This window comes from Mangrovimonas yunxiaonensis, assembly GCF_000733475.1.
GTDB lineage: Bacteria > Bacteroidota > Bacteroidia > Flavobacteriales > Flavobacteriaceae > Mangrovimonas > Mangrovimonas yunxiaonensis.
Genome location: NZ_JPFK01000002.1, coordinates 13,537 through 31,997, shown reverse-complemented (window position 1 = coordinate 31,997; position 18,461 = coordinate 13,537). Strand labels below are relative to the sequence as shown.

General features: G+C 39.4%; 18 protein-coding genes and 1 other RNA gene. 12 read left to right on the top strand and 7 right to left on the bottom strand.

Annotated elements, in window-relative coordinates; genetic code table 11:
• Nucleotides 1-22 precede the first annotated feature (22 nt).
• The 3 genes from IA57_RS00160 to rny all read left to right on the top strand — a co-directional run bounded on the left by IA57_RS00160 (nt 23) and on the right by rny (nt 2,105).
• Complete coding sequence (locus IA57_RS00160) at nt 23-316, top strand: cell division protein ZapA (RefSeq protein WP_036117631.1); 294 nt, start codon at nt 23-25, stop codon at nt 314-316.
• 54 nt (nt 317-370) lie between these two features.
• Nucleotides 371-478: non-coding RNA, 6S RNA (gene ssrS / locus IA57_RS12425), on the top strand.
• A gap of 55 nt (nt 479-533) precedes the next feature.
• On the top strand, nt 534-2,105 hold the full coding sequence (gene rny / locus IA57_RS00155; RefSeq protein ID WP_036117629.1) for a ribonuclease Y: 1,572 nt from the start codon (nt 534-536) through the stop codon (nt 2,103-2,105).
• A 256-nt stretch (nt 2,106-2,361) separates the two neighbouring features.
• On the opposite strand, the gene xerD is transcribed toward rny, so the two are convergent.
• Entirely contained in the window at nt 2,362-3,258 is an 897-nt protein-coding gene (xerD, locus tag IA57_RS00150) for a site-specific tyrosine recombinase XerD (RefSeq protein WP_036117626.1), read from the bottom strand.
• A gap of 197 nt (nt 3,259-3,455) precedes the next feature.
• Between xerD and IA57_RS00145 the strand changes: the two genes are divergently transcribed.
• The 4 genes from IA57_RS00145 to aroQ all read left to right on the top strand — a co-directional run bounded on the left by IA57_RS00145 (nt 3,456) and on the right by aroQ (nt 6,009).
• The gene (locus tag IA57_RS00145) at nt 3,456-4,088 is read left to right on the top strand and encodes a porin family protein (protein WP_036117623.1); all 633 of its coding nucleotides are present in this window, start codon (nt 3,456-3,458) and stop codon (nt 4,086-4,088) included.
• 151 nt (nt 4,089-4,239) lie between these two features.
• Nucleotides 4,240-4,773, top strand: a complete 534-nt coding sequence (locus IA57_RS00140; RefSeq protein WP_051880934.1) for a hypothetical protein — start codon at nt 4,240-4,242, stop codon at nt 4,771-4,773.
• Nucleotides 4,774-4,932: 159 nt separating this feature from the next.
• Nucleotides 4,933-5,478, top strand: a complete 546-nt coding sequence (locus tag IA57_RS00135; protein WP_051880933.1) for a hypothetical protein — start codon at nt 4,933-4,935, stop codon at nt 5,476-5,478.
• Between the two features lie 111 nt (nt 5,479-5,589).
• Nucleotides 5,590-6,009 carry a type II 3-dehydroquinate dehydratase gene (gene aroQ, locus IA57_RS00130; protein WP_036117618.1) on the top strand — a complete coding sequence of 140 codons (420 nt, stop codon included), beginning with the start codon at nt 5,590-5,592 and terminating at the stop codon, nt 6,007-6,009.
• 79 nt (nt 6,010-6,088) lie between these two features.
• Here aroQ and lpdA read toward each other — a convergent pair whose 3' ends face one another.
• Entirely contained in the window at nt 6,089-7,465 is a 1,377-nt protein-coding gene (gene lpdA / locus IA57_RS00125; RefSeq protein ID WP_036117615.1) for a dihydrolipoyl dehydrogenase, read from the bottom strand.
• A gap of 108 nt (nt 7,466-7,573) precedes the next feature.
• Here lpdA and IA57_RS00120 point away from each other — a divergent pair, with 108 nt between their 5' ends.
• Nucleotides 7,574-8,872 carry an NAD(P)/FAD-dependent oxidoreductase gene (locus tag IA57_RS00120; protein ID WP_036117613.1) on the top strand — a complete coding sequence of 433 codons (1,299 nt, stop codon included), beginning with the start codon at nt 7,574-7,576 and terminating at the stop codon, nt 8,870-8,872.
• 1 nt (nt 8,873) lies between these two features.
• Here IA57_RS00120 and IA57_RS00115 read toward each other — a convergent pair whose 3' ends face one another.
• Together IA57_RS00115 and msrB are read right to left on the bottom strand one after the other, a co-directional pair.
• Nucleotides 8,874-9,404: a DUF1572 family protein gene (locus IA57_RS00115; RefSeq protein WP_036117610.1), complete on the bottom strand. Its 531-nt coding sequence runs from the start codon at nt 9,402-9,404 to the stop codon at nt 8,874-8,876.
• Nucleotides 9,405-9,434: 30 nt separating this feature from the next.
• Nucleotides 9,435-9,863: a peptide-methionine (R)-S-oxide reductase MsrB gene (gene msrB / locus IA57_RS00110; RefSeq protein WP_036117607.1), complete on the bottom strand. Its 429-nt coding sequence runs from the start codon at nt 9,861-9,863 to the stop codon at nt 9,435-9,437.
• Between the two features lie 236 nt (nt 9,864-10,099).
• Between msrB and IA57_RS00105 the strand changes: the two genes are divergently transcribed.
• The 3 genes from IA57_RS00105 to IA57_RS00095 all read left to right on the top strand — a co-directional run bounded on the left by IA57_RS00105 (nt 10,100) and on the right by IA57_RS00095 (nt 13,498).
• Entirely contained in the window at nt 10,100-10,930 is an 831-nt protein-coding gene (locus tag IA57_RS00105) for a M48 family metallopeptidase (RefSeq protein ID WP_036117604.1), read from the top strand.
• A 66-nt stretch (nt 10,931-10,996) separates the two neighbouring features.
• Nucleotides 10,997-12,316, top strand: coding sequence for an MFS transporter (locus IA57_RS00100; RefSeq protein ID WP_036117601.1), 1,320 nt, complete (start codon nt 10,997-10,999; stop codon nt 12,314-12,316).
• Between the two features lie 42 nt (nt 12,317-12,358).
• On the top strand, nt 12,359-13,498 hold the full coding sequence (locus IA57_RS00095; protein ID WP_036117596.1) for a hypothetical protein: 1,140 nt from the start codon (nt 12,359-12,361) through the stop codon (nt 13,496-13,498).
• A gap of 53 nt (nt 13,499-13,551) precedes the next feature.
• Here IA57_RS00095 and IA57_RS00090 read toward each other — a convergent pair whose 3' ends face one another.
• The 3 genes from IA57_RS00090 to IA57_RS00080 are packed head-to-tail and all read right to left on the bottom strand — an operon-like array spanning nt 13,552 to nt 15,741.
• Nucleotides 13,552-14,637 (bottom strand): DUF4097 family beta strand repeat-containing protein, encoded by a 1,086-nt coding sequence (locus IA57_RS00090; protein ID WP_036117592.1) that lies wholly within the window; start codon nt 14,635-14,637, stop codon nt 13,552-13,554.
• Complete coding sequence (locus tag IA57_RS00085) at nt 14,615-15,166, bottom strand: hypothetical protein (protein WP_036117589.1); 552 nt, start codon at nt 15,164-15,166, stop codon at nt 14,615-14,617. The genes IA57_RS00090 and IA57_RS00085 overlap by 23 nt, the downstream gene beginning before the upstream one ends.
• Nucleotides 15,167-15,177: 11 nt before the next feature.
• A complete protein-coding gene (locus tag IA57_RS00080; RefSeq protein WP_036117584.1) occupies nt 15,178-15,741 on the bottom strand; it encodes an RNA polymerase sigma factor in 564 nt (187 codons plus the stop codon).
• 218 nt (nt 15,742-15,959) lie between these two features.
• Between IA57_RS00080 and lon the strand changes: the two genes are divergently transcribed.
• A complete protein-coding gene (lon, locus tag IA57_RS00075; RefSeq protein WP_036117581.1) occupies nt 15,960-18,410 on the top strand; it encodes an endopeptidase La in 2,451 nt (816 codons plus the stop codon).
• Nucleotides 18,411-18,461: the final 51 nt, after the last annotated feature.

Below are 18,461 nucleotides of genomic sequence, written 5' to 3'. Positions count from 1 at the left end.
AAAATGGTTTTTAAGAAAGGCGATGTCAGAGCATTTAAAAATTAAAATATCCATTGCTAACCGGGTGTACCCGTTAACCATTTTGCCTAGTCAGGAAGAGGGCCTAAGAAAAGCGGCCAAGAAAATTGAAACCACGATTAAGCAATTTGAGCAAAGTTATTCCGTTAGAGATAAGCAAGACGTTTTGGCCATGTGTGCCTTACAGTTTGCCTCTCAAGTGGAACAAACAACAATAGATAAAGACCAGACCAACAAACAGGTGCAAGATAAGCTAGAAGCTTTAAACCATATGTTGCTGGAGCATTTAGACTCTTAACGTTCTTTAAAATAAAATAAAGGTTACTGCCTACATTAGTTATTTTTTTGGTAAACTCAACACAAATTCTTTAAAAAGGGTGAGTTTAAGTTGTAAAAGCACGCTATCCTCGAATAGATCCTTGACCAGCTTGTTAGCCCTAAACTTGTTTTTAAGGGGTTTATACAATAATAAAACTGATGTAGGCTTTTTTTATATATAAAACCAAACACTAACAATGGACCCAATTATACTAACTGTAGGTGGTATTTTGCTAGGATTAATCATCGGATTTTTAATCGCAAAAACCATCGAAAAGAAAAATGCCTCAAAACTTGTAAAAGATGCCGAAAAATCTGCGGCCACAATTATTAAAGAAGCCAAATCGGAAGGCGAGGCCTTAAAAAAAGATAAAATACTTCAAGCCAAGGAAAAGTTTATAGAGCTTAAGTCCGAGCATGAAAAAGTAATCATGTCGCGCGACAAGAAAATGGCCGATGCCGAAAAACGCACCCGCGATAAGGAATCGCAGGTTTCTAGCGAATTGTCTAAAAACAAAAAGCTAAACCAAGGGCTGGAAGATAAAGTTAAAGACTACAACCACAGACTGGAAATTCTTGATAAAAAGCAAGAAGAGATCGATAGGCTTCACAAAAGCCAAGTCGAGCAATTAGAAGTTATTTCTAGCCTTTCTGCTGAAGAAGCCAAAGCGCAATTGGTAGAATCGCTTAAGGGCGAAGCCAAGAACGATGCCATGGCGTACATACAAACAACCATAGAAGAAGCCAAACTAACGGCCCAGCAAGAAGCCAAAAAGGTTATTGTAAACACCATTCAGCGTGTAGGTACTGAAGAGGCCATAGATAACTGTGTGTCTGTTTTTAATATTGAATCGGACGATGTTAAAGGCCGTATTATTGGTCGTGAAGGACGAAACATACGGGCGTTAGAAGCCGCTACAGGAGTAGAAATTATTGTTGATGACACCCCAGAAGCAATCATTTTATCGTGTTTCGATTCTGTGCGACGTGAAATTGCGAGACTTTCGCTACACAAGTTGGTAACCGATGGCAGAATTCACCCAGCCAGGATTGAAGAGGTTGTTAAGAAGACCAAAAAGCAAATTGAGCAAGAAATTATAGAAGTTGGTAAACGTACCATTATAGATTTAGGCATACACAACCTGCATCCAGAATTGGTAAAAACCGTTGGCCGTATGAAATACCGCTCGTCTTACGGGCAAAACTTATTGCAACACTCGCGTGAGGTGGCTAAGTTATGTGGTGTTATGGCTGCCGAACTAGGTTTAAATTCTAAGTTGGCTAAACGTGCCGGATTGTTACACGATATAGGAAAAGTGCCAGATGCCGAGACCGATATGGAAACGCCACATGCTATACTAGGAATGCAATGGGCCGAAAAGTACGGCGAAAAAACCGATGTGTGCAACGCCATTGGTGCACACCACGACGAGATTGAAATGAAATCGTTGTTGGCGCCTATCGTACAGGTTTGCGATGCCATTTCCGGTGCCAGACCAGGAGCCAGACGTCAAGTATTAGATAGCTACATACAGCGTTTAAAGGATCTAGAAGACATCGCTTTTGGGTTTAATGGTGTAAAGAAAGCCTATGCCATTCAAGCCGGACGTGAGCTTAGGGTTATTGTAGAAAGCGACAAGGTAGATGACCAAAAAGCCTCGGAATTATCGTTTAATATTTCCCAAAAAATACAAACCGATATGACCTACCCTGGGCAAGTAAAAATTACTGTAATTAGAGAAACTCGTGCCGTTAATATTGCAAAGTAGTTTCAAAAACAAAACATATCTTTAAATTAAGCCTGTAGCAATACAGGCTTTTTTTATGGGCTAGAGTGGAAGGTGTGCTTTGGAAATCTTTAGTAGGCGGCTCTCTAGTGTCCATAAAATATAAGTATTTAGTGATTTCAGATTTACCTACGGCCACTCAGGGTAGGTAAAAGGTCTTTGTTGTGGAATTAAAATTATGAGGTTCCGCATTGTTTTACGCGATAGAAATTTAAAAGTAAATACTAGGTCTTTTTGGTTACTTCCTTGGATGAAAACGCTCTATAGCGTCCTTTAAATGGCTTTTTTCTATGTGCATGTATATTTCGGTTGTGGTAATGCTTTCATGACCTAACATTTGCTGTATGGCACGTAAATCGGCTCCATTTTCTAGTAAATGGGTGGCAAAGGAGTGCCGAAAGGTGTGGGGCGAGATGCTTTTATGTAGCCCAATTTTTTCGGCCAAGCGTTTTACAATGGTAAAAATCATGGCGCGGCTAAGCTGTTGGCCTCGCCGGTTTAAAAATAAAACGTCTTCACAACCCGGTTGTATGTTTAAGTGGCTCCTAATAGCCTTAATATATATGGTAATGTACTTTTTTGTAGATGGAACAATGGGTACAAACCGCTGTTTATTACCCTTTCCCGTAACCTTTATAAAGCCTTCATCAAAAAACAAATCCGATAGCTTTAAATGGGTAAGCTCGCTTACACGTAAGCCACAACTATATAAGGTTTCTAAGATTGCACGGTTGCGCTCACCCTCGGGTTTACTTAAATCTATGGCCGATATTAACTGGTTTATCTCCTGCTCTGAAAGCGTATTAGGAAGTTTTCGGCCTATTTTTGGCGACTCTATAAGTTCCAGAGGGTTGGTGCTCCGGTAGCCTTCAAAAATAAGGTAATTAAAAAACCCTCGTAACCCAGAAATTAAGCGTGATTGCGATCGTGCATTAACCAATTTAGCCGATTGATAAATAAAATCCTGTATGGTTTCTGCTTCAATCTGTATGGGCGATGTTGTAATGTTGTTGTCGTTTAAGTGCTTGGTTAGTTTTTTAACATCTAAGCTGTAATTAACAATAGAATTGTTAGATAGCCCGCGTTCTATCTTTAAATACAGTTTATAATCGTTTATGGCTTGCTCCCAGGTCATTACGTTGTGAAATTTATAATAAGGATGTTAAGTGTTTGGTATTCAGTATTTTGATGCTATTTAATAGTTTTTGAGCTGTTATTAAGTTGGTTTTCAATCTTTTAAAGTCTTGCACGCCATAAATTTGTAATTTGATTGTTCATAATTAAAAAAAATGTATTTAGTTTGCAGCACCAATTTATAAAACTTAAACAATTATGAAAAAATTAATTTTAACTGCTGCAATTGCAGTATTTGGATTTACTGGTGCTATGGCACAAGAATTTAGCTTTGGACCAAAAGCTGGTGTTAACTTTGCAACTTTAACTGGTGACATAGAAAACAACGATATGAAAATAGGATTTCATGTTGGTGGTGCTGCTGAGTTCAAATTTAACGAAAAAATGGGAGTACAAGCTGAATTGTTGTATTCTGCTCAAGGTACAAAATACGAAGAGTCTGAGAGCTTTGGTGGTGTAACTGCTAAATACGAGGAAAAATTAAAATTGGATTATGTAAATATTCCTTTTTCTTTTAAATATTACATCGTAAATGGTTTTAATGTTTCTGCAGGACCACAAGTAGGTATTTTAGTATCAGCAAAAAGCGACTGGGAAGAAACTATCACTGGAGGAGGTTTTGACCAATCTGATTCAGGTGAAGTGGATATTAAAGATTCCTTAAAGTCTATAGATTTTGCCTTTAACCTTGGTTTGGGTTACAAAATGGATAACGGTTTAAACTTTGATGCTCGTTATAGCTTAGGTTTAATGGATATTAGCGATTTTGATAACTCTAATGGAGAAATTAAAAATGGTGTAATCCAACTTTCTGTAGGATTCATGTTCTAAGACATTATTCTAGAATAAAACTTTTTAAAAAGCCGAAGCATTTGCTTCGGCTTTTTTGTGCTATGGCTTGGGTTATTTTAACCCAGATATGGCGAAGTCTAAAAATTTCACTAAATTACTTCCATATTAACCACTTAATTAGATATTAATTATGAGAAAAATTTATGTCACTTTAGTTGTTGTTTTAGCCATGGCCTTTGGCGTTAAAGCCCAGGAAGGGTTTAGTGTAGGGCCGTTTATTGGTGTGCCTGTAGCAGATGGAGGCGATTTTGCAACCTTTTCTTTAGGATTCGATGCCACCTATCAATTTGCTATAGCCGATAAATTTAGTGTAGGGCCATCATTAGGATTTTCACATTCTTTTGGCGACACCTATTACGGTTTTGATTATGATGATACTCAATTTGTACCCATAGCAGGTGCCGGGCGTTTTTACATTAACGAGATGTTTACGGTAGGGCTGGACTTAGGGTATGCCGTGGGTATTAACGACGGCAATGACGGTGGGGTTTACTACCGCCCCATGTTTGGTTACAACATTAACGAAAAAATCCAGTTGAACGCCTCATATAGAGGTGTAAGGTCTAGTTACGATAATGTATACTACGATGGTTATGGGTACTATAGCAGGAGCGTTGATTGGAATTTCGGAATTTTAAGTGTAGGCGCTATGTTTAGCTTTTAAACATTTTATCGCATATAAATTAGCAGGCCAAAACATTTGTTTTGGCCTTTTTTTTAAATAAAATGTCGCTTTTTGTTAACCTTTTGTCTTTACGTTCATAAACTCACAAAGGGGTTAAAAACACCCTAAACTATTTTAACAATTAAAATTTAACAGATTATGAAAAACATTTTATTAGCATGGGTTGTTGTATTAACTGCTGTTTACGGCGTAAGGGCACAAGAAGGGTTTAGTGTAGGAGCGTTTATTGGATTGCCCATGGCCGATGGCAGCGATTTTGCGACGTTTTCTTTAGGGGTCGATGCAACGTATCAATTTGCTATTGGCGAAAAATTTAGTGCTGGGCCAGCATTAGGGTTTTCGCATTCTTTTGGAGAAACCAGAACGTATTATGGGGTAGACCTCGATTATGACGATGTGCAATTTGTACCCATAGCAGGTGCCGGGCGCTTTTATATTAACGAGATGTTTACGGTAGGACTGGATTTAGGGTATGCCGTGGGCATTAACGATGGTAATGATGGCGGAGTTTACTACCGTCCCATGTTTGGCTATAACATTAACGAAAAAATTCAGTTGAACGCCTCATACAGAGGGGTAAGGTCTAGTTACGATGATGTATACTACAATAGTTATGGTTACTATAGCAGAAGTGTTAATTGGAATTTTGGCATTTTAAGTGTAGGAGCCATGTTTAGTTTTTAACGACTTTACCATATAAAACAAACTAAAAAGAGCAGGTTAAATATCTGCTCTTTTTTTTGTTGTTAACTGGGGCAAAGGGGTTACTTCAGTCTTTTTTTATACTTTTACGGTATGAAGAACATCATGATTATAAACGGGCCCAATTTAAATTTGCTTGGCAAACGCGAGCCAGGCATTTACGGTAGTTTGTCTTTTACAGAGTTTTTAGAAACGCTTAAAGATAAGTATCCCAACATAGGTATAACACATTACCAGTCCAATGTAGAAGGCGAGCTTATTAATGCATTGCAGGAAGCCGGTTTTGGAGCTTATGATGGTATTGTGCTAAATGCTGCCGCTTATACCCATACATCGGTTGGTATAGGCGATGCCGTAGCTGCTATAGAAACGCCGGTTGTAGAGGTGCATATTTCCAATACGTTTAGCCGGGAAGATTTTAGGCACCAATCCTATGTGTCGCCAAATGCTAAAGGCGTAATTGTTGGTTTTGGGCTGCAGAGTTACGAGTTGGCCATTCAAAGTTTTTTGTAATTTCTTCGGAAATCCATATAAAAAAAGGTTCCATCGAAATGGAACCTTTTTTAGTGGTATATGTAAAATACATTATATTCTATAGGTGGATGACCTCGTCGTAAGCATCGGCAACGGCTTCCATTACCGCTTCACTCATTGTTGGGTGCGGGTGTACGGCTTTTAATACCTCGTGTCCTGTAGTTTCTAATTTTCTACCTAAAACAGCTTCGGCAATCATGTCGGTAACACCGGCACCAATCATGTGGCACCCTAGCCATTCGCCGTATTTGGCATCGAAAATCACTTTTACAAAGCCATCTTTTGTTCCAGCAGCACTGGCTTTACCAGAGGCTGAGAACGGGAATTTACCAACTTTAATATCGTAACCTTGTTCTTTGGCTTGTTTTTCGGTTAAACCAACGCTAGCAATTTCTGGAGACGCATAGGTGCAGCCAGGAATGTTACCATAGTCTAGGGCTTCAACATGCATGCCGGCAATTTTTTCAACACATAAAATACCTTCGGCAGAAGCTACGTGGGCCAAAGCTTGCCCTGGTGTAACATCTCCAATAGCATAGTAGCCAGGAATGTTGGTTTGGTAGTAGTCATTAACTAAAATTTTGTCGCGGTCTACTACAATACCAACGTCTTCTAGTCCGATGTTCTCGATGTTGGTTTTAATACCAACAGCCGAAAGCACCACATCGGCTTCAAGAACTTCTTCGCCTTTTTTGGTTTTAACGGTTGCTTTAACCCCAGATCCAGAGGTGTCTACCTTGGTTACTTCGGCAGAGGTCATAATTTTTATGCCACTTTTCTTAAAGCTGCGTTCTAGTTGTTTAGAAACTTCTTCGTCTTCAACAGGAACAACATTTGGCATAAACTCGACTATGGTTACTTCGGTACCCATAGCCTTATAGAAGTAGGCAAATTCTACCCCAATGGCGCCAGAGCCTACAACAATCATTTTCTTAGGTTGCTCTTTTAAGGTCATGGCTTCGCGATAGCCTATCACTTTTTTGCCGTCTTGTGGTAAGCTAGGCAATTCACGTGAGCGCGCTCCAGTAGCAACAATAATGTGGTCGGCACTATACTCTTTGCCGTCAACTTCTACTTTTTTGCCAGGCTTTAGCTTTCCAAAACCTTCAATAACGTCTATTTTGTTCTTTTTCATTAAAAATTGAACCCCCTTGCTCATGCCTTCGGCCACACCTCGGCTGCGTTTTACAACTGCAGTAAAGTCTTTATCGGCTTCTTTTACAGATAATCCGTAATCTTCAGCATGTTTAAGGTATTCAAATACTTGAGCAGATTTCAATAGGGCTTTGGTAGGAATACACCCCCAATTTAAACAAACCCCGCCAAGGCTTTCTTTTTCTACAATAGCGGTTTTAAAACCTAATTGAGATGCTCTAATGGCAGTTACGTAGCCTCCTGGGCCACTTCCTAGAACAATAATATCGTATTTACTCATGAGAATTTATTTTGTCTAATTTTTGAAGCTACGAATTTACGAAACCTAAATCGAAATATGAATTTAGCTGACAAAAAAATAATACCTTTGTAGGGAAAGCTTACGTTTATGAATATACCCCGATTAAGCTGTCCGCGCGTGGTTATTGTTGGTGGCGGATTTGCAGGCATAGCCTTAGCAAAACAATTGTCTAAACAAGAAGTCCAGGTGGTCCTTCTGGATAAGCATAACTACCATACTTTTCAACCGCTCTTGTATCAAGTGTCTACGGGTGGGTTAGAACCAGATTCTATAGCTTACCCTTTGCGGAAAATCCTTAAAAACTTCCCCAATATTTTGTTTCGGTTGGCCCATGTAGAAGCTATTGATGTTGCCAACAATAAGGTAATAACCAATATAGGTGACCTAAGCTACAACTATTTGGTAGTTGCTTCGGGTTCTGAAACCAATTTTTACGGCAATACCACCATAGCAGAAAACAGCATGGTTATGAAAACCATTCCGCAGTCGTTGGACCTACGCAGTTTAATTCTTGAAAATTTTGAAGATGCGCTGTTAACTTCCGATTTGCAAGAGCGTGATAAGTTAATGAATTTTGTTATTGTTGGTGCAGGACCCACGGGGGTAGAGCTGGCTGGAGCACTTGCCGAGATAAAAAAAGGAATCTTGCCCAAAGATTATCCAGACCTAGACACCAGAAGAGCGCAGATTAATTTGGTGCAGTCTGGCGATAGCATATTAAAGGACATGAGCGAAAAAGCCTCTATTAAAGCAGAAGCGTTTTTAGAAAGTTTGGGCGTAAATGTATGGAAAAACCTTAGGGTAACCCATTACGATGGCAGCCTTGCCACCACCAATACAGATGTAACTTTCGAGACGGCAACACTTATTTGGACTGCGGGTGTTAAGGGCGCTACAATAAAAGGCTTGGATGCAGCATCGTTTGTTACCAAAGGCAACCGTGTTGTTGTAGATGAGTTTAATGCAGTAAAAGGCCTAGATAATGTATTTGCCATTGGCGATATTGCTCATATGGTAACGGCACAGCAGCCAAAAGGTTATCCCATGATGGCACAGCCGGCCATTCAACAAGGGGAGCAACTAGGAAAAAACTTAGTCCGTATGTTAGCGGGCAAACCTATGCACCCATTTAAGTACAAAGATAAAGGCGCCATGGCTACTGTGGGAAGAAACAAAGCGGTAGTAGATTTAAAACGATGGAAATTTCAAGGGGTGTTTGCCTGGTTTGTATGGATGTTTGTACACCTGTTTTTTTTAATTGGATTTAGAAATAGGGCGGTGGTTTTTGTTAACTGGGTGTATAACTACATTCGTTTTGATCGTGAGGCACGTTTAATTATACGGCCTTTTAAAAAACGTCACAATACCAAACAAGGCAACCATTAGGCTAGTCTTTATTTTTGCTGAATTTTTCCTGGTTATATTGTTCCGATTGTCCTTTGGGGATGGATAGAGAGCGCCACTGGTCTTCCTTACGCACTTTTCCTATATACGTTATTTGACCAATATGGTAAGCGTAATGCCCTAATTGCCTAAAAATGGCTTCAGAAACAGTATGTTTTTCATTTCTAATATAAACAGTACGTTCCAGGTCACTGTCGTTTAGGGGCTTTAAGGCATCAAACAAACAGGTCCATCCGCTTTCCCAAGCAGCAACTAACTGGTCGCTGCTGGTGTAGGTTGCTATAAATTCCTGCTCGCGATTTCTCCAAGCTTTCTCGCCGTCTTCAGTTAAAAAATGCGTCCACCTGCTAAACATGTTTCCTACCATGTGCTTTACAATTATAGAAATGCTGTTCGAGGTTTCGTTGGGCTGCCAGTTCATATCGTTAAAAGACAGTTGTTCAAATGTTTTGTCGGCAGCAGTTTTATAATATAAAAACTGTTTAATAACGCTGGGTAAAATGTTGTTTTCCATGTTTTGTAAAGGACGGTCTTAAGTTGGTAACTATTCCTTGTTTTTTTCGGGTTTCGAATTAAAGTTCAAGCTAACGGAATTAACACAGTAGCGCAGCCCTGTTTGGGTTGGCCCATCGTTAAAAACGTGGCCTAGGTGGCTGCCACAATTGTTGCATAAAATTTCTGTTCTTACCATGCCAAAAGTGCGGTCTTCTTTATATTCTATGGTACCTTTTATGGCATTGTCAAAACTTGGCCAGCCGCAATCGGACTGAAACTTTGTATCGCTTTCAAACAATTTAGCGCCACAGGCGGCACAGTTATAAGAACCTTTATCAAAATGAAGGTTGTACTTGCCTGTATGTGGTCGTTCGGTGCCTTTTTCCCTTAAAACGTGGTATGCTTCATCGGTTAAAACCTGACGCCATTCTTCATTTGTTTTGGTTACCTTGTAGGTTGTTTTTTTGTTTGAATCCATATGCTTTTTATTTTGACCTTGGCAGCTAAATAACGAGACTGTTATAGTCACCACCCATGTTAATAATAAACGTTTCATAGTGCGTTCTTTTTAGAGTTGGTCGAGAAGGTTTGGCTAAAATAACAGATTTTAACCGTTAAAGCTGGTTTTTAATAAAATGTTATTTCTTCTTTGAAACGCTACTTTTTTTAAAAACGATTTTTGTATTTTTAATTTTTAAAACAAAACACTAGTTCATGACTTTAAAACGAAAAATAACAGCGCTTTTTGCAACAGGACTGTTTTTATCTTGTGCGACCAATCCGTTTACGGGAAAACAAACCATGGCACTTGTATCAAACGATCAATTGTTTCCTACGTCTTTTCAGCAGTACAACCAAGTCTTGTCGGAAAGTAAGGTGGTAACCGGTACGACCCAGTCTGAAATGATTAAACGCGTAGGCGAGCGTATAGCCATAGCATCGGAACGTTGGCTTAATGCCAATGGGCACCAAGGGTATTTAAAAGATTACCAATGGGAGTACAATTTAATAGACGATAAAACGGTAAATGCTTGGTGCATGCCAGGCGGAAAAATTGTTTTTTATACAGGCATATTGCCTATTGCCAAAAATGAAACCGGTGTTGCCGCTATTATGGGGCACGAGGTGGCGCATGCTTTAGCAAACCATGGGCAGCAACGTATGAGTGCAGGCATGTTGCAACAAATTGGAGCCATTGGTCTTAATGTGGCTTTGCAAAATGATGAAAATCTAGAGCTGTACAATCAAGCTTATGGGGTAGGAACTACCGTTGGCGGCATGTTGCCATTTAGTAGGGCTCATGAAACCGAAGCCGATAGGATAGGGGTGTATTTAATGGCTATTGCAGGCTACGATCCAGACGAATCCTGGAAGCTTTGGGAGCGCATGAAAGCCAATAGTGGCGGGCAAGCCCCTCCCGAAATGTTAAGCACTCACCCGTCTAGCGATTCTAGGATTGCCGACTTAAAAACCTTAGCGTCAAAGGCTAAGGCAGAAGCCAAAAAGTTTGGGGTTAGTTCGTTTAGAGCTACTTCAGATTTTTAAGCTGTAATAAAAAATAAATACTTACTTTAGGAGCTGTTCAAAACCATAAACGAGCAGCTTTTTTTTATGGCAAAATTTAAAAAAGGAAGTGAAAAACTTCTTAACGCATGGGCTTTTTACGATTGGGCCAATTCTGTTTATACCCTTACCATAGCCTCGACCATTTTCCCTATTTTTTACGGCACCTTAAATTTTATCGATGGCGATAGAGTACAAGCCTTTGGGTTAGAGATTAAAAACACAGCTTTAATCTCGTTTGTTACTGCCTTTACTTTTTTTGTTGTGGCTTTAACTTCTCCAATCCTTTCGGGGGTGGCCGACTATATTGGCAATAAAAAAGCATTTATGAAGTTTTTTTGCTACCTAGGTGGTATTGGGTGCATAGGTTTAAATTGGTTTAGCCTAGACTACATTCATTTAAGCTTAATGTTTTACTTTTTTGGATTGATGGGCTATTGGGGGAGCTTGGTGTTTTATAATTCGTATTTGCCAGATATTGCTTATCCCAAACAACAAGACCGCGTAAGTGCCAAAGGGTTTTCTATGGGGTATATAGGTAGTGTGCTGTTGTTGGTAATTAATTTAACGATGGTTATGAAACCCGAATGGTTTGGCATTACTGGCACTCCCGAAGAGACCGCGGTGAAAGCCATGCGGTATTCCTTTATTACCGTTGGGTTGTGGTGGATGCTTTTTAGCCAATATACTTTTTATGTGCTACCTAAAGGGGTTTCCAATGGGCATAAAGTCACCAAAGATGTGTTAATGAATGGCTTTAAAGAGCTTAATTTGGTCTGGCAAGCACTTAAACAAAACCTTGTTTTAAAGCGTTACCTATATGCCTTTTTTGTTTATAGCATGGCTGTACAGACCATTATGTTGGTGGCAACCTATTTTGGGGAGCAGGAAATAGCCTGGGGTACAGACCAGCAAAAAACCATGGGCTTAATTGTTAGTATTCTTGTCATTCAAATAGTAGCAATTCTCGGTGCGGTGCTAACCTCCAGAGCTTCAGAAAAATTTGGGAACATAAAAACACTAATTGCAATTAACTTTATTTGGATGGTGCTTTGTTTTGCCGCTTATTTTGTAACACAACCCATAGAGTTTTATGTTACGGCATCTTTTGTGGGGCTGGTTATGGGTGGTATACAATCGCTTTCAAGGTCTACTTATTCTAAATTTTTACCAGAAACCAAAGACACAACCTCGTATTTTAGTTTTTTCGATGTGTCTGAAAAAGTAGGCATTGTTATTGGCATGGTAATTTATGGTACCATCGACCAGGTAACAGGAAGCATGCGCAATGCTATAGTTTTTCTGTTTATTTTCTTTTTAATAGGAATAATTTTGCTGTTTAAGGTATTAAAAACCAAAATAAATTGATTAAAAAATTGTTATGTTTGTAGATGTAAACTTAAATCTATCATGAAAAATATTAAATTATTACTTCTTTTTGTACTACCAATTTTAACCATAATGTCTTGCGATAATGAACCGTTAGACGGGGAGTTTGGTACGAGTTCTAATAGCAATTTATTACTTGGCGAGTGGTTTGCCGTTTCTTTTGATGCTACAACATACACGACAAGCAGTTTTAATGGCATGGTCATTAATTCTGAATCTATTGTAGTTGGTAGCGAGCTTGATTATACGGTAATTTTTGACGAAACCACATTTACAACTTCAGGCGATTATGTTATGACCGCGACAGCTTATATGAATGGGGTGCAGTCGGGACCTTTTGTCGAATCGTTTCAAAATGTAAACGGTAATGGCGAATATACTGTTGAAGGCAATACTCTATCAACCAATGACGCATTTTTTAACCTAGAGATTGGCGGTGTAGAGACTTCAGAAATAGCAGGTCCGCAAACGGCAACGTTTCTAATTACTAATAATGGGAACACCTTAACGATCTCGCAAAACCAAGAAACCGTTGAAAATGTAGAAGGACTTGATGTTGTTATTGAAATTGTTTCAACAACTGTATGGCAAAGAACACAAGATAACAATCCCGGTGTAACAGCATGCGATGAAGCAACTACAGAAGCAAACGCCGCCGCCGCTGCCTATAATGCAAATTCGGGAGATACTACTTTATGTAATGCCTACATTAACGCTTTAGAAAGTAAAATAACTGCTTGTGGCGATCCTAATGGTACCATTCAAGCGACAATAGATGGTTTAGACTGTAGTCAAGAGCAATCTACAGGTGTTTTAAAGGTAACAGCAGGAACCCTGCCTATCGATTTTATAACCAGAAGCGCAACCTTATCTAATGGGCTAATTACAGTAACGGGGTCGAATACAGAGCAAGGCGCAAATTATCACATTTATTTTGAAGTGACCGAAAACGAAATAGGTGTTGATGTTATGCAGAATTTTATACTTACTTTAAACGGAAGTGATTATGCACCAAATACCGATGGCTTCGACGATTTTACGAGCACCATAACCGTGAGTTCTGGTGGCCAAATTACAGGAACCTTTGGTGGTATAGTAACCGGTGTGTCAAACGGAGCAGACTTAAACCTTTCTCAAGGCGAAGTAGACCTAGCGTATTAAACAGTTTTTAATGATATAAAAAAAGCCGCTCTAATTTTGAGCGGCTTTTTTGTTTAGTTTCTTTTTATGGTCAAGTTGCCATAATCGGCATCTATTGTAATGTTGTTAGAAGAGTTGCTGTTACCGTAATGCCCTTTATAGGTCTTATCGCTGCCATCTTTGTCTTTCAAGGAAAACTGTAGGGCGTCATCGCTACGCAGGTCTGCATAAGAGAGGTCAAAATCAAAATTAAAATTCCAATTGGTATCGTAGCCTATTTTAATGCCTGTGTAATCGGTGTCTATAGTAATGTTGTTGGCACCTTGAGCAATGTTTTTAATGTTAATCGAACCATAATCGGCATCGATATCTGCATGTTTATAAAGGTCGCCAATAACAAGGGTTAAGTAATCGCCATCGCCTTCAACATTATTGACTTGGCCAATTTTAACAGTACCGTAATCGTTGTTGTAAACCACTTTTTCGGCCACGTCTACAGTAGCATTTGTATAATCGGCATTAATGGTAATGTTTTCAGCTTTAGAAATGGTGAAATCGCTATAATCGGCATTAATACTACCATCGTTAATGTAGTCGAAATAGCAGCCTTTGGTATAGTCAAAATTAAGGCTGTTGTTATTGGCCATGAGCTCCTTGGTAGTAATTTTACCGTAGTCGCAGTTTATTACAGCCCGACCTTGCAGTTTATCTAGGTCGATATTGCCATAATCGTTCTTTAAGTTAACCGAATTGGTTACGGGCATTTTTACAAGGTAGTTAATTTGCATGTTAACATTGGTTTTTTTGCCCCAGTTCCACCAACTGCTGGACGTTTTTTTGTTAAAAATGGTTTTTGCCGAAACCAAATTAGAGGTGTTTTCGAAGGCCACAGTAATGGCATCTAATTTTTCGGTGACTTTATCTTCGTTATTCCCGCTGGTGGTTATGGTAACTTCAATGGCAATGCGGTTTTCGTTCCATGTTGTAATGTTAAGGTTGCCGTAGCTGTTATCAATACGTAATTCGGCATTTGGGTTTACATTAAAGCTGCGTTTAATGGTTTTTGTTTTATCGTGTTTGTACTTTTCTGCTGAAAACGCGATAAACGGCATAATAAGCAAGAAAATACAGGCTATTTTAAAGGGTTTTATTGGTTTCATAATGTTTGTTTTTTAATTGATTGATGAGTTCGATTTGTTTAAGGGTGTTTTGCAAAATGTCTATTCTACTCTGAAAATTCGAGATCATGGCATAGATTACTCTTTGGTCGTTACCGCTTTTCGAGAGGTCCAGCATTAAAAGATCGTAATCGTTTTCCAGTTTTTTTAGTTGAACCAAGGCGTCCTTTACAATAAGCTTGGTATTGGTATTCTCGGCTTGGTTCAACTTTTTAAGCTCGGCGGCAATGGTCGATATAAAAAAACTTTCGGCCTTGGCCATTTCTGGCGATACACTGGCAAGACCGGTTTGATCTTGGCGATTGGTGTTTAAGACTGCAATAGAAAACAGCAGGGCTATGGTCGCGGCTATACCAACAAACGGCAACCATTTAAAACGTCCGTTTTGTTTCTTTTGCTCAGAGGCGTTTTGCAGTTTTTCCATAAACCTCTTTTCGTGGCCAGCCTTGGGCGAAGCCAAGTCAAAATCTCCTTCCAATCGGTTAAATAAGTGTTCTAAGTCATTGCTCATAGCGTTGTAATTTAATTATAGACCAAATGTTTTAGTTTGTCGCGCAAACTCGCTTTTGCTCTAGAAATAGTTGTCCTACAGTTGCTGTAAGACAGGTTCATGATATCGCATATTTCTTCGTAATCGTAACCTTCAATAAGATGTAAGGTTAGGGAAATCCTGTAGCTGTCCTTTAATAGGCCCATAGTTTTCAAGACTTCCTTAGCTTTTAAATGTGTGAAATCTTCTTGTGAAACCCCGTTATGGTGTTCGGCTTCTACTTTAAAAGCAACATCCTCAAAAGCAACGTTTTGGTATTTACTATTTTGGTTAAAATGATAAATACTCTTGTTAATCACAATACGTTTTAACCAAGCACCAAAGGTGGTTATATCGTTTAGTGAATCTAGTTTTGTAAATGCCGAAAGCAATGCGTCCTGCATAATGTCTTCGGCAGCAAACTGGTCTTTCACAATTCTATAGCTTATGTTGTACATGGCTTTGTGGTACCTATTATAGACTTCCAATTGCGCAAGTTGGTTGCCCGTTTTACAAAGCAAAATAAGCTGCTCGATATTTTGGTTGGTTAGTGTCAATTAAAACGTATGGTTTGCTTTATAGATAATGTAAAAACGAAAATGTTACAGTTTTGTGGTATAAATTTACGTCATGGCATGTTAATTGTCCTAAGAAAGAGGTTAAGATAGGCTATCTTAAGCTTAAGAGCTTGAAGCCTAATAATATATTAACGTTTAATAAAAGACGGATTTCTGTCGCGGCCATAGGGTTATGACAGAATGGCTCAAATAAGATTATGAAGAAAACAAGTTTACTAAGCCTTGACAGTTTGTCACTACAGGATTTTGATGAGAATGCAGAATTAATTCCTTTAATGACTCCAGAAGACGAAGAGGAAATTAATAAGGAGGATTTGCCGGCAACCTTGCCCATACTATCTTTAAGGAATACAGTTTTGTTTCCAGGGGTGGTTATTCCCATTACAGCAGGAAGAGATAAGTCTATAAAACTTATAAATGATGCCAATGCCGGTGGTAAGGTTATTGGCGTGGTCGCCCAAAAGGACGAAGCAGTAGAAAACCCCACGGCGAGCGATGTATATAACACTGGTACAGTGGCCCGTATTTTACGTGTGCTAAAAATGCCCGATGGCAACGTAACCGTTATTATACAAGGAAAAAAACGTTTTAAAATTAACGAGGTTCTAACCGAAGAGCCTTACATGACAGCGAGCATTAGCGATGTGCCAGAAGAAAAGCCAACACCAAAAAATAAAGAGTTTGCTGCTATAATAGATTCTATAAAAGAACTGGCGCTTCAAATTATAAAAGATAGTCCAAACATTCCTACCGAAGCATCGTTTGCCATAAAAAACATTCAAAGCAATTCGTTCTTGGTAAATTTTGTGTCTTCAAACATGAATTTGGATGTGAAGGACAAACAAAAGCTGCTAGAGATTAATCACTTAAAAGATCGATCTTTAGAGACCTTAAAGTACATGAATTTAGAGTTTCAGAAGCTAGAGCTAAGAAACGACATACAGCTTAAGGTTCAAAACGACATGAACCAGCAACAGCGCGAGTACTTTTTGCACCAGCAAATGAAAACCATTCAGGAAGAATTGGGCGGTGTAAGCTACGACCAAGAGCTGGAAGAGATGCGACAACGTGCCAAAAGTAAAAAATGGGACGAAAAAGTAGCGAAGCATTTTGAAAAGGAAATTGCCAAAATGCAACGCATGAATCCGCAAGTAGCAGAATACTCCATACAGCGTAATTACCTCGATCTTTTTCTGGAGTTGCCTTGGAATGAGTTTAGCAAGGATAAATTCGACTTAAAGCGTGCCAAGAGAATCCTAGATCGGGATCACTATGGGCTAGACGATGTTAAGCGCCGTATTATAGAATACTTGGCGGTGCTTAAGCTGCGTAACGATATGAAATCGCCTATACTGTGTTTGTACGGCCCTCCAGGGGTGGGGAAAACCTCCTTGGGGAAATCTATAGCAGAAGCCTTAGGGAGAGAGTATGTGCGCATGTCGTTAGGAGGCCTGCGGGACGAAGCCGAAATACGTGGCCATAGAAAAACCTACATTGGCGCCATGCCAGGTAGAATTATACAAAGCCTTAAAAAAGCAGGAACCTCAAACCCGGTGTTTGTGTTAGATGAAATCGATAAGCTGTCTAATTCCCATCAAGGCGATCCCTCATCGGCCATGCTGGAGGTGTTGGATCCCGAACAGAACAGCGATTTCCACGATAACTTCCTGGAAATGGGCTACGACCTTTCTAAGGTTATGTTTATTGCAACCTGTAACAGTTTGTCTACCATACAACCTGCCCTGCGAGACAGAATGGAAATTATAAATGTTACGGGGTATACCATAGAAGAGAAAGTAGAGATTGCCAAAAGGCATTTGTTGCCAAAACAGTTGGAAGAACACGGTTTAACTACCAAAGACCTAAAAATAGGAAAACCCCAACTAGAAAAAATAGTAGAAGGCTATACACGCGAGTCTGGAGTTCGTGGTCTAGACAAACAAATTGCCAAGATGGTACGTTTTGCGGCAAAAAATATTGCCATGGAAGAAACCTATAACATAAAAGTAACCAATACAGATGTGGTTGACGTGCTTGGTGCCCCTAAATTAGAGCGTGACAAATACGAAAACAATAACGTGGCCGGGGTGGTTACCGGATTGGCATGGACAAGAGTTGGTGGCGATATTCTATTTATAGAGTCTATTCTTTCTAAAGGAAAAGGCACCTTAAGCATTACCGGAAACTTAGGTAAGGTAATGAAGGAGTCGGCAACCATAGCCATGGAATATATAAAATCGAATGCCAAAACCTTTGGAATTAATCCAGAGGTGTTCGATAATTACAACGTTCACATACACGTTCCAGAAGGCGCCACACCAAAAGATGGCCCTAGTGCCGGGATTACCATGCTAACCTCGTTGGTATCGCTATTTACCCAAAGAAAGGTAAAGAAAAATTTAGCCATGACAGGCGAAATAACCCTGCGCGGCAAAGTGCTTCCGGTAGGCGGGATAAAAGAAAAAATCCTAGCGGCAAAACGGGCGCGGATTAAAGAAATTATTCTGTGTGATGAAAATAAAAGAGACATCAATGAAATTAACCCCGAATATTTAAAAGGACTGGAGTTTCATTACGTTTCCGATATGAGTGAGGTGGTAAACATAGCCTTGACCAATACTAAAGTCAAAAATGCTAAAACGCTATAAGAAAAACCCCGGAAGTTTCGGGGTTTTTTAATGACGTAAAAATAAATTAAA